Below are 14,150 nucleotides of genomic sequence, written 5' to 3' on the forward strand. Positions count from 1 at the left end.
ACGCACCCTGGGCCAGTCGCCCGATCAACCCGCGCCTTCGGCCGCTTCCGGCCCGTCGGTGGCCGCACCGGGGCCGCACCGCTGATCGGTCAGCCGAGGTCCCCGTCGCGGTGGGCATCCCCGATGCGGGAGCCCACCGCGCGGGCCAGGTCCTCCAACGTCAACTCGACGCGACGCCCATCCGCGATCCGATCCTGCACCACGGCGTCCTCGTCTCGGCATCCGTCGGACTGCACACCGACGGCCCACTGGCCGTCGGCGACCATCGCGATGTCACCGACCGTCCACGGCCGCCCGGCGGCGCGGACCTTGCGTTCCAGCCCGGCCCCGTCCCAGTGTCTGCTCGGCTCCGCCATCCCTGCTCCCCCTTCGGTCCTGTGCGGCCCATTGCCGCAACCCAGTTACGACAACCGCCTTCGCCGTTCCATTCCCGGCGTCAGAGTCCCCCACCGACGGCCGCCAGTTCGCCCACGGCAGACGCCGCTTCCCGGGAAAGGACTACGTACTTCGGGACACCGCATGTCAACGTACGGGTGTTGGGAAAAACCGCAGGTCAACGAAGGGATCGTCCAACCGTGAACACCTCCCCCACCCTCCTGCCCGCCGTCGTCCGCCCGGCCGTGGAAGACCGCCGCTGGCTCTCCTCCGACCACTGCGCGGGCCCGGTGCTCGACCTCCTCGATGCCCTCGGCTGGGCGATTGTCGACACCCCGGAGGCCAACGTCCACGCGACGAGCCCGGACGGCCGTGTCTACGTCGGCTGGCTCCCCGAGGACTCCGCCGCCTGGAAGCGCGGCATCGTCTGGCAGGTCCGAGTGCAGTCCACCGAAGGCGACCCGTGGGTGCAGGAGTTCGGCCTCTACACCCCCTCCGAGGCCGTTGCTGGATTCCTGGCCGCGCTCATCGCCACTCCCACCCGCTGACCGCGCTACCGACCCTGTATCGGAGGAACCCCGTGGTACACCGCGCCCCACTCACCAACCATCATGCCGACGGCACTCTCTGCCCGGCGGACCACAAGCACACGAGTTCCGGCAAGCCGCTCCACCCCGACTGCCCCGGCCGCGCGTACACGCAAGCCATCTGCTCGTGCGGCGGCTGGGACATGAAGCAGTCCGGCAAGGGCTACGTCAACGAGAGTCGCAAGCGGCACCTCACCAGCCACACCCAGGGGCCGAAGCTCCTTCGCGACCTGCTGCGTCTCGACACGTCCTGACGCTCACTCATCAACCCAGCCATGCCGTTCCGTACCGCTCCCGGAGGATCCCGTGCCCCACTATCTGACCGTCGGCCACCTGCTCCGCCAGCTCCAGGACCTTGACCCCAGCCTGCCGATCCGCCTTGCCATCAACCCGGACTTCCCCTTCACCCACTATCTCGGGGCGGAGGTCATCGTCCGGGACGGCAAGGCGTTCATCGCCGACGACGGCCAGGAGGACTACCTCCCGGCGGTGGTCAGTGATGCTCTCGCTTGGGCCTGACCTCTCCCACCGAGAAATCCCGGAGGCTCCTATCCCGTCGCGATCCCGCCCTTCGCAGGCCCTTCCCCTTCACAGCCTGGCCGTACGCCCCATGCCAAGCGCCATGCGCGGCGCGCTGGTCCAGCGCGTCTCCGCCCTGCCCGACGGGCCGCTCGACGTCACCTGGCTCGCCGTAGAAACCCCGAGACTCCCCCTTGGCCGCATTCGCCTTCGCTGGGAGCCCGCCTCCCTCGCAGGGTGGGACGTCACCGCTCACCTGGGCCTGGCCACCACCGAGGTGCATCTGGCCTCGTGGCCTGCTGCCCCGAACGACTGGCCGCGCCTGGTCCGCCCTACCCTCCACGAGGTGCTTGGCCTTTGCGCCGCCCTCGCGGTCGCGACCGCCGCCCTCGACCTCTCGAACCGCCTCGCCCAGGTCTGACCGAACCGCAGAAGGCCGCCCCGCGCCGATCAGGCAGGGGCGGCCTTGCCGTACGTCCAGCCGCGTGTTGCGTACGCTCATCACCGACGAACGAGGAGGACGCGATGGCCGACGACCAGCAACTCTGGGGATACCCCGAGGTCGCCGCTCACCTGGGCATCAGCGTTGGGGCTGCCCGCAATCGCAAAAGCCGGGGCAGCCTGCCCGCGCCTGACGACACCACCGTGCCGGACCGGCCGCGCTGGAGACCCGCCACGTTCCAGGGCTGGAAGCCGGTCGGCCGGGGATTCCGTAGCGACCTGCACAGCCCGCACGGGATCACGCCGTTCGGCTGACCGGCGCTCCTGCCCGCCCGTAGGCTGCGGCCATGACGTCCGATTCGCCGATGCCCTCCCCACCGTTCCCTTCGCCTGACAACGCTGCGCTTCGGGTGGTCGTCGGCAACGCCATCGCATCAGTCCGCAACGGCGAAGCCTCGGTGGAGGACGCGATCCTCCACGCGGCCGTCCACGGCTGGTACGAGGGGCACATCCAGGGTGAGGACGAGTGCCCCGGCTGCGACTTCCGAGGTGGGCTGCCGAAGAACGGGAACCGCGGCTGACCATCGCGCAACGCCGAGGAGCGCCACCGACGTATCGGTGGCGCTCCTCGGCGTTCGGCACTCCGCTCGACTAATCCAGGTAGGTGCCGGCGAAGGCCCCGTCGAAGCCGAGCGCGGTGAGGCCCTGCTCGACGCTGGGGTAGGTCGTTCCGTCCGGGATGGCGATCAGGGCGTCGAAGTCGGCGCGGCTGATCTCGGGTTCGAGCCACTGGTTGCTGCAGCGGCAGCAGACCCAGACGTTTCGGCCGTGGTTGATGAGCAGCCAGTCGCGCCGGGCACGGCAGGCCGTGCACATCACCGGGATCCCCCGGAGGGCCAGTTCACGCGGGTGGCTGAGGCAGCGGGTCGCGCCGGGGCCGCTGGGCGGCTGCGTCTCGTACTCGAGTTGCAGCAGGGGGTCGGTACCAGCAGGGAGGACGGGCAGCACGGGTTTCGGCCCTACGGGGCGGTCGGTGGTTCTGAGCACGAGCGTCATCTCCCGGTCGAGGTGCTTCTGTTTCCATCCGTAACAGCCGGTGGAACGGATTGTCCAGGGGTTTGTCGGAGTCCGGCGGGCCGGTCAACCGGCCCGCCGGACCCTCGTCAGCGGCGCGGTGGGCGGTTGCGCGGGTCGGAGGCGGCGGGGCGAGCTGCTGCCGTGGGCGCCGTCCGGTTGTTGGTGCGATTGGTCGAGGCTTTCGGCTGGCTGGTGCCGGCCTGCGGGCGGCGAGTCGCTTCACCCGGGTGAGCAGGAAGCTGGGCGAGACGGCGCAGTCGCCAGACCAGCACGTCATTCACGTCGTCGGCCGTGTCAAGTTCGCGCATATCGATGGCCTGCTGGAGAAGAGTCTTGGGGTCGTGGCCTGCTCGCTCGGCCTGGGCGAGCGTGGCGGTCAGGGCATCGGTCGTCGTGGACGAGCTGTCTGCTCGCATCGCTGCTTCGGGCAGGGCTGCGCGGATGGTGGCCTGGTGGGTGCGGCGTTCGGCTTCTGGCAGGGCGCGCCCTTGGTCGCGCAGTGCCTGCATGGGCGTGGCAGCGGCCTGGCGGTAGGCGGCTCGCAGATGCTCTGCAGCCTGTCGAGAGGCATGGGCCTGCTGGGCATGGCCACGGGCGGAGTGCCAGCGGGCGGCGGCCAGCGTGACCAGGACCAGGGTGGAGAGGAGCATGGCGGTGGTGCCGCCGTCCTCGCCACGGCCGAGGGCGCTGCCGGCCTGGATGATGCCCCGGGCCGCCGAGCGGATCACCCGCGTGTCGGCACGCTCCGCTCGGACGTGGCTGCGGGTGGCACGCTCGAAGGAGCGGGCGGCGGCACCCAGCTCGGCGCGGGTGGCGGCCGGGGAGGTCTGTGTCACCGCGTCCAGGAGTTCGCCGACCCCTACCAGTTGAGCTGCGGCTTCGTCGTCGTCGCTGTCGAGCAGGATGGCGGCGCGCTCGGCGATGCCGGTGGCGTTGCGTCGTTCCCGGGCGGGCGGGGACCAGTCCGGTCGGCCGCCGGTCGCCGCCGGGTGCGTCGTCTGGTCAGCGGTGCCGTCGGCCAGGCGGCGGCGGATCTTGGGGAGTGAGAGGTCAGGGGCCAGCTTGGATCCGGGATACCAGATCGGTGTGCCCTCGCGGTTACGGTCGCCGGGAAGTGCGACGTTGAAGCCGATGGCGTCACCGGACGGGGCGTTTCGGATCTTCACACGGAGGCCCGCCTCGCGGAGCCTGGTGAAGAACTCCTCTTCGGTGGCCGCCCCAGCGAGGGCTTGGCGCACGGCTTCGCGGAGAGTCTCGCGAGGGGCCTCGGGCCGACCGGTGCGCTCGGCCTTGAAACGCTCTGCGCTGGTGGGGGTTTTGGCTCCGGTGCCGTCGCCGGGCTTGAGCTGGCGCAAGTCCATCTCCTTCTCGATGCGGCGGCATTCGGCCTGGGCCTTCTTGAAGTCGTAGTTCATCCTGGGGCGGCGCAGGTCGCCTCGGACCATGGTGGCCAGGATGTGGATGTGGTCGTCGGCGTGCCGTACGGCGACCCAGCGGCAGCCGTCCGGATCGCCTTCAGGGGCGAGGTTGACGGCCTGGACCAGGCGGCGGGCGACGGTGTTCCATTCGGCGTCGGTCAGGTGTCGGTCGCCGGGGTCGGTGCGGACCGAGCAGTGCCAGACGTGCTGGGCCGGTGCCGTGGTGCCGGCCTGCTTGACCCGCAGGTCCAGCGCTGCGGACAAGCGGGCGAGGGTGACCTTGGGATCGGGGTCGGGGCTGGTGTCTCGTCCGGGGTCGGGGGCGAAGCCGTCCCAGCTCCCGACGAGGTGGGCGTCGGTGTGTTCGTCGCGTTTGCCAGGGCCGTACAGGTAGACGAGCAAGCCGTGGGTTCGTGAGCCGCGCCGGATCTTGGGGACCATCAGAGTCGCTTCTTCACCAGGGTGTCGGCCACGTCGTCGATGCGGGCCAGGATTCGGGTCAGGGTTGTGAGGGCGTGTTCGAGTTCGCCGGGTCGGGGCTGCCCTCCGGCGTTGTGGACGTAGGCGATCTGGTTGATGTTGTTGCCGACCCGGGAGAGGGCGGTGCGCAGGGCGGCCAGCTCGTCGATGGCGGTGTCGAGTTGTTCGTTGGTGTGCAAGGTGGTGGAACCACGGGCGGCGGCGAGGCCGGCGGCGGCGAGGAATCGCGCGACGGTGACGCTGCGCTGCGCTGCGGCGGCGACGATTTCGGCTTTCTCTGTGTCGGAGAGGCGGGTGGTCGTCTTACGGGTGCGCTCGGTCGGGTTGCGGCTGCGACGGCGCGGCTTGCGGTCGGGGAAAGGCGACGCGCTCGGGCTCGGCTGCTCGCGGTCGCTGTGGCGGTCTGCTTCTCCCCCCGCGCCCGGCACCCCCTGGTGCCGGGTGTCTGGCTGGTCCCCGAGCGCCCTCGCTCGGGGACCAGCCGGACTTCCCCCGCCCTCCTGGGCGGGGGCAAGTGCGTACGACGGGCCGTAGGACCGTCGTACGCGACAACTTGCTCCGCCAGGAGCCGTCGTGGGGTCACGCTGCTGTCCGGCGGTGGTAACCACCGGATCGTTGGCGGTCACCGGCTCGTCTCCGGGTTTTCCTGTCGCAGTTCGCGGACGAGTTCCTCGATCCAGTCCATGGCCAGGACCGGGTGGTGGAGGGTCCAGGGGCGGCTTTCCCGGGTTCGTTGCACGGTCCAGATGTTGTCGGGGCCGGATTGGGCCCGGTGCAGGTGGCCGCGCTGGTGCAAGACGGTCAGCCAGGAGTTGACCTCGGTGGGTGTGGCCGGGTGGGTGCGCATGGGTTGCTCTCCGCTTCGCTTCGGAAGGATGTGGGGCGCGTGTCCGGGGGCGGGTGACCGGCCGTGGTGTCCGGCTCGGTCACCCGCCTCGTGCTGTCCTGTCAGTTCCGGCCGGAGGTGACCGGCTGTCCGTGCTGGGCGCGGAGCTGGGCCATCAGGGCGGTCAGGGTGTCGCTGGACAGCGGTATCTGCTGACCTCGGATCGCCTGGGCGACCACCTTGCGGGTCAGCTTGTCCTCGGCCCTGACCGCTGACCGGGCGATCTTCAGCAGTTCCTCGGTGTCCGGGTCGCTCCGCCGGTCACTGGCTGTCCGGGTGTCCCGGTCAGTGACCTGCGGCGGAGTGACCGGCCGGTTGGTGTCCGGCGCGTGGCTGTCCTGGTTGCCGGTGACCGGCTCGGTGCCGACCGCGCGGTCAGTGACCGGCGGCGCGGTGTCCGGCTGTCCGAGCAGGTCAGGGGCCTCGTGCGGCTGTTCGCGGTCACCGGTGACCGGGCTGCTGCCCGCCGGGGCGCTGTCCCCGGTCAGTGACCGGGGACTCGGGGCCTGCTTGTTCAGGGACGGTCGGGGCCGGTCGGTCAGGGCAGTGACCGGCTGCCCGGCGCTGACCTGACCGGCCTGCGGCTGCTGCTGTCCGACCCGGTCAGTCCTGGTGACCGCGATGCCCTCGGGCCGGTCAGGCTGACCGAGGTGACCGGCCTGACCGAGGTCCTCCCGGTCACTGCCCTTGACCGGGCCCCGGGCGATCAGGATGTAGAGGTGGACTGCTCCAGCCAGCGCGAGGGGGGCGATGGTGGACAGCACGGCGACCACCGTGTCCCCGAGTCGGAGGCCGGTGCCGGCGACCGCTTCGTCGTTGAGCCGGACCGCGTGGAGGGCGTTGGCCCAGATGCTGGCGGCGGTGGCCGTGCCGAAGAGGGCCCAGACGTAGAGCCGGGCGCGCAGAGGCGCGTCGCGGAGGACCAGGAGTGCCCGGATGCCGTAGGCGATGAAGCCGTCGATCACCAGGGGGAAGAGGTAGGTCAGGAAACCGCGGACGTGGATGGCGACGGCCATCTGCTGGAGGGCGTCGTACGACAGGGCGCACCCCGCGCCGCCCAGGGCGATGACCACCGCGCGGTCCCAGCCGGTGATGGGCGCCGTCCTTGGCGCGCTCGCGGTGCTCACGCCGCCGTCCCGAAATCGTCGCGGCCCAGGCGCTCGCCGTCGGTCTCGGGGGGCGGGGTGGTCTTCGTGGTCTGCTCCAGGTCTCGGTTGCGCAGGGCGCGGCGGGTCTCGCGGTAGAGCTTCTGAGCGTGCTCCTCGGTGATCTTCAGGAGCCAGGCCAGGCGCTGCTCGGTCACCCCGTGGCGGTACGCGGCGTGGACGACTGCGCGGCGCTCGGCCTTGGTGAGGTGGACGTCCCGCCCGGCGATGGTGGCGTTGACGCGGCTGTAGTCGAGGCGGTTGGCGAGCTTCTCGTGCAGCGGCCCGCGCTCCTCCTCGGTCAGTCCGCCCCGGATGCCGTCGGTGTCACCGCTTTCCAGGGCAGCATCCAGGCAGGTGCGGCGGACCGGGCACTGGCCGCACAGCGACTTCGCGGCGGTGATCTTGTCGGTCTCGTCGGGCTCCGGGAAGAAGATTTCGGGGTCCACCGGGTTGTACTCGGTGCTCTGGCAGACGGCCTGGTCCTGCCAGGTCTGGTCGCCGAGCGACCGGTGGCGGGCAGGGCTGATCGTCGTGGTGGTCATGCGGGTTGCTCCGATCGCTCTCCGCGCGCAGGGGCGTCGGCGGAGGGGTGCGCTGGGTCGGGAGGTGCATGGGGCGGCGCGCTGAGGGCGCGGCCCGGCGAGGCGGCCTGCGGTGGGTCAGGCTGCGGCGCGGTGGCGTCTGCGGTCGACCGGCTCGAACTCGACCCGGGTGGTCATCTGCGCGAGGCGGGAGGCGATGCGGTCGCCGAGGTAGGCCCGGAGGTCTTTGATCGCCAGGTTGGTGGTGACCAGCGTCGGGAGTTCGTAGTTGTACCGGCGGTTGATGAGCCGGTACGTCACTTCCTCGACCCACTCGCTGGCCTTGGCCGCGCCAAGGTCGTCGATGATCAGCAGCGGGCAGCGGCTGACGGCCGCCAGCTCCCGCTCGCTGTCGACTCCTGGCCGAGGGCGCAGGTCGGCGTACAGGTCGGCGGCGGTGGTCGCGCGCCAGCGCACGCCGACTCCGCTCTGCACCAGTCGCCGGACTGCCCCGTACGCCTGGTGCGTCTTGCCCGCGCCGACGACCCCGGCCATCAGCAGGCTGGGGCCGGTGGTGACCTGTCGCCGGGCTCCCAGGCTGGGGGCGACGGCTGCCTCGGCGACGTCCCGGGCCCAGGCCAGGACCTGGGGGTGGTCGGCGACGGCGGCCCGGTAGCGCGGGGGCATCCCCGCCGACAGGGCGTCCAGCGGGGAGAAGGGCTCGGGCTCGTCGGTCAGGTCGGCGACGGCTGCCGGGTCGATGTTGCGGGCGGCCAGGATCCGGGCCATCCGGTCCAGGGTGCCCTCGCTGCCGAGGGTCTGCGGTTCGCGGGTACGGGTGCGCATCACAGCTCCTCGGCGTAGGCGGCGACAGCGTTGGCCGGGTTGGTCCACGCCTGGTGAGCGGGCACGTTAGGCCGGATTCCCGGCCGCGCCAAACCGCCCGATCGCGCGTTCATGGCCTCGTTGACCATGCTGGTCAGCACGCTCGGGTGCTTGGGGTTGGCCGCGAAGTTCTGCAGTCCGGCCCGGATGTGCTCCGGGGCGATGCCCTCGCCCAGGAGCTTCTTGGCGATCCGCCCGAGGTGCCCGATCACCTCGCTGGGCGGACGCTCGTCGCAGGCAGCGATGTACTCGCCGACCAGCTGGTTGGCTGAGACGGTGGCTGCGGGCGCTGTGCGCCCCGTAGGGATAAGAGATCCAGGATCCAAGATCCTAGATCCAGGCGCCGAGCCCTCTCCGAGGCTTCGGGGAGGGTTCGGGGAGCCCTCGGCGAATGCGTTCTGACCTGCGCTTTTCGAGTCCGCGTGGCTAGGGGCGCCTGCCATGCCGTCGAAGGCGCCCTGCTGCACGGTGGGGGTCTGGTCGGCGTGGCCGTGAGGTGTCGCGGCGGGCTGCGCGGGCAGATCGAGGGCTCGGGGAGCGTTCGGCGAAGCCTCGGCGAGCCCTCGGGGAGGGGTGGGCGACTCCTCGGCCCGCTTGGTGCAGGTCCCCCCGCAGGGGCCGCACCGGTCGGCACCGTGGTGCTGCGGGCAGGAGGGCAGGCGGGACTGGCTCGGCTTATCGATCTTCTGGTGCGCAGACCAGGTCACAATGTGGAGGTAGCGGCGGCCGTCGCAGCCGGTGTACCGGCAGATCAGACCGGCGGTCGCGAGCTGGTGGAGGTCGTCCTCGACGTGGACCGAGGTGTGCTCGGCGCGCAGCGGCCAGAGCAGCCCGGCGATGATCGCGGCGTTGTCACGGTGGCGACCGTGGTCATCGGCCTGAGTGAGCAGGCCGAAGAAGGTGCGCTCTGCCTCGACGCTCACTTCGGCGAGCGACTCGGAGACGAATGCCTCCGGCTTGATGGTTCGTATCCGCGCCATGTCAGCGGCCCCGACCGGCGGCGACCAGGTCGCTGCGGGTGAGGGTCGCGGCGGCGATGTCGAAGGTGTGCGGCCGAGTCCAGTCCGCCTCCGGCCAGACTCGCAGGATCCAGCGGGCTGCGACCCTGGCGGTCGTCCGCCCCAGCTCCAGGGTCTCCCCGGCCTCGTCCTTGACGATGGCGTGCGGGTGGGGCCACGCCTCCTTCGGGTCGTTGAGACTGACCCGGACAGTTGCCGCGCCCGGGATCATGTCGGCGAGCTGGGCGGCGAGGCGGCGCTGGCGGTCGGTGTCCGGGCAGGCCGGGGTTCCGCTCGGCATGGCGAGCATGCGATACTCCGTTGTTCGTAGGAGTGCGGTGCGGCGGTTTTCGTGCAAGAAGCCCCGCCGCCCGCGTGATGTGAATTGGCGCCCCTCGGGGTGCCGGCCCGGCGCTTGGGAGTTGGTAGCTCCCGGGCGCCGGTTTGCTTTGCTGCGCTACTTCACGGACCGTGCGCGCGCATTCGCACCACCCCCTCCTCCCTGCCTTCCACCTGCTCGTTCCGCCCCTCCCCGGGTCGCTGCCCGGCGGGGGACGACGAACATACGTAGACACCCGCGGACAAGTCCATCCCTGGCCCTAACCCGTCGCACAGGGCTGGCGACGGCCGGTATCGGGGAAGGTGCTCCCGCGATCGGCCGACAACGACTGGGTACCGAATGCGATGGGGCGTTGCGCTAGTCGCCACGGCAACGCAACATGCATGAAGGTCCTCCAGGGGCTGGCACACTTGAGGATCGGGGCCCGATCAACAGGTGCGATACAGGAACGTACGTTAGTTTTGCGGATGTATCAAGCCTGGATTACAGTTGTCCCAGACGCCGCCCCGACCAGCCCCACCGCCACGCTGCAGGAGTTCATGTGCCCCCACGTCAGTTCGACGGCAGTCGCGTGCGCGCTGTCCGGCGGGGCAAGGACCTTGGCCAGAAGGAGTTGGCCGCCGAGGTAGGCGTCAGCGGCCCCACCGTCGCGCGATGGGAGAGCGGGCAGGACTTCCCCAAGGGTGAGAAGCTCCCAGCGATTGCAGCGGCGCTGAGTCAGCCGCTCGATGCTCTCTTTCCCCATGACGGCCCGCCGGACCTGCAGCTCCTGCGGTGCGACGCCGGCCTCAGCGTGGCGCAAGCCGCTGCGATCCTCGGTACGAGCCGCGTGCCAGTGAGCAACGCCGAATCCGGTCGGCGCAGGCTCAGCGATGCTTACGTGCAGCCCCTCGCAGAGGCGTACGGGGTGACCGAAGCGGAATTGCTGGCCGCCCAGGACTGCTCGTTCGGCCTTCGCCCCAGGACCTCGCGTGACGATCAGGCATCCGCACCCCGCACGATCGGCGAGAAGATCAACTACCTCCTGCAGCACGGGTACGTGGGCCAGGAGGCACCCTCTGACGCGGAAATCGCGCGGGTCGTCAATGATCACGCAGGCGTGACAGCCGTCACAACCGACGACATCGTCGACCTTCGTACGGGCGTCACCACCGAGGCTTCCGACGTAGTGCGTGCCGGCCTAGCCGAGGCGCTCCAGGTTGACGCGGCCCTCTTCCAGGACGATGCCGAGGTCAACCCTGCGGCCCGCGAACTCCTGGAGGCGATCCGCTTCCTCGGCTCGATTCACCGAGGACAGATCCTCGGTCTGGCTGCCCGCGGTAACAGCGGGGGCCTCTCGGCCGAGATGATGGCCACCATCAACGACCTCGTCGGGGAACTGAAGCACAAGCTGCCAGAGGTGCCGGACGGGGAGTGAATCCGTTGGCAAGCGGGCCGGAGCGAAAGCTCCCGCCACCGGGCTAGTGCAGACAACAGCGAAGGGACCTCGGCGCTGCCCCATGATGGGGCAGCGCCGAGGTCCCTTCGCTGTTCTTGAGCTCGGAGCTTCAGGCCGAAGGCGGATGTCGCTCGCGCCTGGTCGGACAGTCCCGCGCTCGGCGCCGGGCTAGGACGCGGTGAGGTCCACGCCGAGCAGCTCGGAGAGAGTGGCCACGGTCTGCTTCGGGTCCTGGTTGTGTACGCCTGCAAGGCCGAGCTGCTCTGCTGCCTGAACGTACGCTTCGGTGTCATCTACGAAGATGCACTGCTCGGCCGGCAGATCCATGAGCTTGAGCGTGATCTCGAAGAGGCTCGGGTCGGGCTTGCGCAACAGGTGCTGCTCAGAAATCACCACGACGTCGTACAGCCGCTCAAGCTCGAAGCCGTCGTACAGGTCCCACGGGGCCAGCCCCACGCTGTTCGACAGGATGCCCACCTTGATCCCGGCTCGCCTCGCCGCCGCAGCCGCGTTGATCAGCAGCGGCTCAGGGCGAAGGTCACCGAAGATGCGACCCATGAGGTTGTCGGGGGGCACGCCCAGCATCTTCCCGGCGAAGTCGTTCCACTCAGTCTGAGAAACCGCTCCGCGCTCAAGGTCGCTGGTGATCCGGACGCCTTCGTCGTCCTTGTACAGGGCCGTGAGGCAGGCGCCCTGCGGGAGACCCTCGCGCTGCTCGAAGGCGAGCACGGCAGGCAGCAGGGGGGAGGTGAGCACGCCTCCGAAATCGAGGATGAGACCGGTGCGGTTGGACATGCGGGAACTCCATTACTGATTTCGGACGCCCATCCAGACCGGACAGCGTCGCGGACTCGGCTGTATATGGTGACGACAGCACTGTGCGTCACGAGGCCAGAATCCATTCATCACTTAGTGGGCGGAGCAGGGCCTATCAGTCCGCTCAACCCACGGTACCAGGCCAGTTCGTGCAGTCGAAGGTGCCGAATCTCACTCACAAGCCCGCCTCCCAAGATCAATATGCCGCCTGCCCCCGAGTCCCAGACAGGCGGTTTATTGCTGCTATTGATCCACTTCGGATTCCGCTCTTGCGGAGTGCCGAAGAAGCCCCTGTGCTTGATCCGTCGTGATGTGCGAGTAAGCGGTGCTGACTCGCACCAGCCACGCTGCTTCGCTGTCGGTGTCAACGAACGGCTTATCCCTCAAGGGCGCAGCGACATGCGGACGGACTGGTGTGGTGTCAGCGGCCAGGAGTGCCGCCTTAATCCAATACGCTTCTGCGGCCGGCTCAGGGTCAGAATGCGAGGCGGTAATGTCCTCTGCGGCGAACATCAGGTTTCGTGGAGCGTAATGCCGCAGCTTCTCGCAAGCGTCAGCAATATCCTGAGTCCATCGGTCTAGGCGGACGTCGATGGGAACGCGTATGTGCATGAGTTCCGCAACGCGCCCTCCGGCGGGGTACAGACTCGTCCCAGGAAAAGCTTGCACCAGGTCAAACCAGAGCGGATAAGTCCTGTAGAGGGTTTGCCATGTCTTCCACCGGGCTACTGCAGCACGGGTGGTGGGGATACTCGCCCCCGCGGCAACGATCAGGAAGAGCAGGTCCATCCATATCGACGTGACATCCACAAGGAACTGAACCGTGGAAGGGCTTAGGGGGAAGGCTACTGCACCCCAAAGAATGGTGATACGGGCGACTGTATGGACCAGCCCCATCCACATCGAAATGCCCATCAACCCCAGCCCGACGCGCATGCTTGTGCTCTCGGCCTGTCGCGCCGCCCTCGTCCACTGGTAGCCGCAAACTGCGGTCGTGATAAGCGGGAAGAAGTAGAATACGGTCATATAGACCGCGACTCCCCATTCTCCCGCATGGTCGATGAGGAAATTTTGGCTTGGCCTGTCGCGATGCACCACGGTGAAGAACAGGATCGTAAGCAGAATGACGCCTATTGCCCCCGCCTTATATGATGCGCGGGCAATCCAGCGTGAGACCGCGACGTGCCGAGGCACGACCGCCTCTGTGCTCTTTCCGTAGCTGGTGGCGACGTATGTCAGGGCTGCCATGATCGCTGCGGTACTGGCAAAGTGCCTGAGTAGGGCGCTCAGGTCCACCACAGGAATACGGTCGACCGCATCCATTGCCGCTGGCGTGTAGAGACACAGGGCGACGGCAAAACCCGCATAACCGCCCCAGAGAGCCCTGCGGTGAGAGTCGCCATACCGAACCGCAGGAAATCGCCAGATGGCGATAACGGTCATGACTGCCGCAGTCAGGTATTGAAAGTATTCGAACACGGAACCAGTGGATCTCTACGCGGGCTGCATTTTGTCGACCCGCAAGGTCGGTTGAGTGCAGACTTGACTGCCGGTAAGGGGACTGTGGGGCGCGGCGGAAGTCACTAGGCCGGAAACTGCGCCTAGGTGCTCGCCAAGCGCTCGCGGCTACACTCGACGCCGCGGAGGAGCAACAGGGTGAGCAAGCGAATTTTCTAGAAGGCTTACCATGTCGTCTCCTGTGGCCGACTGGCGGCGGGCCAATCGCTTTATCAACGAGGCCGACAGCTCGGCTTGCATTTCCTCGGGGCTGTCGAAATCGACTCGCCCCTGGACCAGAGTCGACGGAAAACGCCGAAGAACTTCCTGGCGAATTCGTTCAGGGACGTATCGCTCGATCTCGGCAGCCGTCAGGCAGGTGCCGTGGTCCAACCACTCATGTACGAGCTCATGGAGAATGATGTGCTCGGTTTGATTTCGACTCGACCGGCGACGATAGAGAATGATCGTAAAATCCGGCGCTTTAACCCGAAGCCCGCACGCTGCGCCGAGACCTCCGTCGGGGTCGTCCAGTGGCACGAGCCGAATCTGGCGGCCCAGCAGGACTTCCATATTTCGCACCAGAGCCTCAACGCTGAAAGGGGTGGGGATAGGGAGGCCCACGAGCAGTCGCTCGCATTCCTTCACGAAGGCGCGCTGTGAAGGGCCTCGACGCCAACGCATAGTCGCTCCCTAGAGATTCCGCCGATATTCGCCGCCAGCT

The 14,150-nt window shown here is 68.7% G+C and carries 20 protein-coding genes; 8 read left to right on the forward strand and 12 right to left on the reverse strand.

The window, feature by feature from the left end; all coding sequences use genetic code 11:
- Positions 1-89: 89 nt before the first annotated feature.
- Entirely contained in the window at positions 90-356 is a 267-nt protein-coding gene (locus OTB16_RS25565) for a hypothetical protein (protein WP_185300041.1), read from the reverse strand.
- A 219-nt stretch (positions 357-575) separates the two neighbouring features.
- On the opposite strand from OTB16_RS25565, the gene OTB16_RS25570 reads away from it, so the two are divergent.
- From OTB16_RS25570 to OTB16_RS25595, 6 genes are all read left to right on the forward strand, one after another.
- A complete protein-coding gene (locus tag OTB16_RS25570) occupies positions 576-923 on the forward strand; it encodes an SPDY domain-containing protein (protein WP_185300040.1) in 348 nt (115 codons plus the stop codon).
- A gap of 32 nt (positions 924-955) precedes the next feature.
- Positions 956-1,216: a hypothetical protein gene (locus OTB16_RS25575; protein WP_185300039.1), complete on the forward strand. Its 261-nt coding sequence runs from the start codon at positions 956-958 to the stop codon at positions 1,214-1,216.
- Positions 1,217-1,268: 52 nt separating this feature from the next.
- Entirely contained in the window at positions 1,269-1,481 is a 213-nt protein-coding gene (locus OTB16_RS25580) for a hypothetical protein (protein ID WP_185300038.1), read from the forward strand.
- A gap of 91 nt (positions 1,482-1,572) precedes the next feature.
- Complete coding sequence (locus OTB16_RS25585) at positions 1,573-1,902, forward strand: esterase (RefSeq protein WP_185300037.1); 330 nt, start codon at positions 1,573-1,575, stop codon at positions 1,900-1,902.
- Between the two features lie 104 nt (positions 1,903-2,006).
- Positions 2,007-2,237, forward strand: a complete 231-nt coding sequence (locus tag OTB16_RS25590) for a MarR family transcriptional regulator (protein ID WP_185300036.1) — start codon at positions 2,007-2,009, stop codon at positions 2,235-2,237.
- 32 nt (positions 2,238-2,269) lie between these two features.
- Positions 2,270-2,503, forward strand: a complete 234-nt coding sequence (locus tag OTB16_RS25595; RefSeq protein WP_184579757.1) for a hypothetical protein — start codon at positions 2,270-2,272, stop codon at positions 2,501-2,503.
- Between the two features lie 70 nt (positions 2,504-2,573).
- Here OTB16_RS25595 and OTB16_RS25600 read toward each other — a convergent pair whose 3' ends face one another.
- The 9 genes from OTB16_RS25600 to OTB16_RS25640 all read right to left on the reverse strand — a co-directional run bounded on the left by OTB16_RS25600 (position 2,574) and on the right by OTB16_RS25640 (position 9,645).
- Positions 2,574-2,978, reverse strand: coding sequence for a hypothetical protein (locus OTB16_RS25600; protein WP_185300035.1), 405 nt, complete (start codon positions 2,976-2,978; stop codon positions 2,574-2,576).
- Between the two features lie 107 nt (positions 2,979-3,085).
- A complete protein-coding gene (locus OTB16_RS25605) occupies positions 3,086-4,858 on the reverse strand; it encodes a relaxase/mobilization nuclease domain-containing protein (protein ID WP_185300034.1) in 1,773 nt (590 codons plus the stop codon).
- Positions 4,858-5,325: a MobC family plasmid mobilization relaxosome protein gene (locus OTB16_RS25610; protein WP_258050011.1), complete on the reverse strand. Its 468-nt coding sequence runs from the start codon at positions 5,323-5,325 to the stop codon at positions 4,858-4,860. The genes OTB16_RS25605 and OTB16_RS25610 overlap by 1 nt, the downstream gene beginning before the upstream one ends.
- 194 nt (positions 5,326-5,519) lie before the next feature.
- On the reverse strand, positions 5,520-5,744 hold the full coding sequence (locus OTB16_RS25615) for a hypothetical protein (protein ID WP_185300032.1): 225 nt from the start codon (positions 5,742-5,744) through the stop codon (positions 5,520-5,522).
- A 101-nt stretch (positions 5,745-5,845) separates the two neighbouring features.
- Complete coding sequence (locus OTB16_RS25620) at positions 5,846-6,910, reverse strand: DUF2637 domain-containing protein (protein ID WP_185300031.1); 1,065 nt, start codon at positions 6,908-6,910, stop codon at positions 5,846-5,848.
- Entirely contained in the window at positions 6,907-7,473 is a 567-nt protein-coding gene (locus OTB16_RS25625) for a WhiB family transcriptional regulator (protein WP_185300030.1), read from the reverse strand. The genes OTB16_RS25620 and OTB16_RS25625 overlap by 4 nt, the downstream gene beginning before the upstream one ends.
- Before the next feature lie 117 nt (positions 7,474-7,590).
- Entirely contained in the window at positions 7,591-8,298 is a 708-nt protein-coding gene (locus OTB16_RS25630) for an ATP-binding protein (protein ID WP_185300029.1), read from the reverse strand.
- The gene (locus OTB16_RS25635) at positions 8,298-9,317 is read right to left on the reverse strand and encodes a hypothetical protein (RefSeq protein WP_185300028.1); all 1,020 of its coding nucleotides are present in this window, start codon (positions 9,315-9,317) and stop codon (positions 8,298-8,300) included. The genes OTB16_RS25630 and OTB16_RS25635 overlap by 1 nt, the downstream gene beginning before the upstream one ends.
- Position 9,318: 1 nt before the next feature.
- Positions 9,319-9,645, reverse strand: coding sequence for a transcriptional regulator (locus OTB16_RS25640; RefSeq protein ID WP_185300027.1), 327 nt, complete (start codon positions 9,643-9,645; stop codon positions 9,319-9,321).
- Positions 9,646-10,216: 571 nt separating this feature from the next.
- Between OTB16_RS25640 and OTB16_RS25645 the strand changes: the two genes are divergently transcribed.
- Entirely contained in the window at positions 10,217-11,092 is an 876-nt protein-coding gene (locus OTB16_RS25645) for a helix-turn-helix domain-containing protein (protein ID WP_185300026.1), read from the forward strand.
- Positions 11,093-11,281: 189 nt separating this feature from the next.
- Here the strand turns inward: OTB16_RS25645 and OTB16_RS25650 are convergent, their stop codons facing one another.
- Positions 11,282-11,908 (reverse strand): HAD-IA family hydrolase, encoded by a 627-nt coding sequence (locus tag OTB16_RS25650; RefSeq protein ID WP_185300025.1) that lies wholly within the window; start codon positions 11,906-11,908, stop codon positions 11,282-11,284.
- 264 nt (positions 11,909-12,172) lie between these two features.
- Positions 12,173-13,408, reverse strand: a complete 1,236-nt coding sequence (locus OTB16_RS25655; RefSeq protein ID WP_185300024.1) for an MAB_1171c family putative transporter — start codon at positions 13,406-13,408, stop codon at positions 12,173-12,175.
- 273 nt (positions 13,409-13,681) lie between these two features.
- Here OTB16_RS25655 and OTB16_RS25660 point away from each other — a divergent pair, with 273 nt between their 5' ends.
- The gene (locus OTB16_RS25660; RefSeq protein ID WP_185300023.1) at positions 13,682-14,089 is read left to right on the forward strand and encodes a hypothetical protein; all 408 of its coding nucleotides are present in this window, start codon (positions 13,682-13,684) and stop codon (positions 14,087-14,089) included.
- The last annotated feature ends 61 nt before the right edge of the window (positions 14,090-14,150 follow it).

This window comes from Streptomyces antarcticus (assembly GCF_026627255.1).
In the GTDB taxonomy this organism is placed as follows: Bacteria; Actinomycetota; Actinomycetes; order Streptomycetales; family Streptomycetaceae; genus Streptomyces; species Streptomyces antarcticus.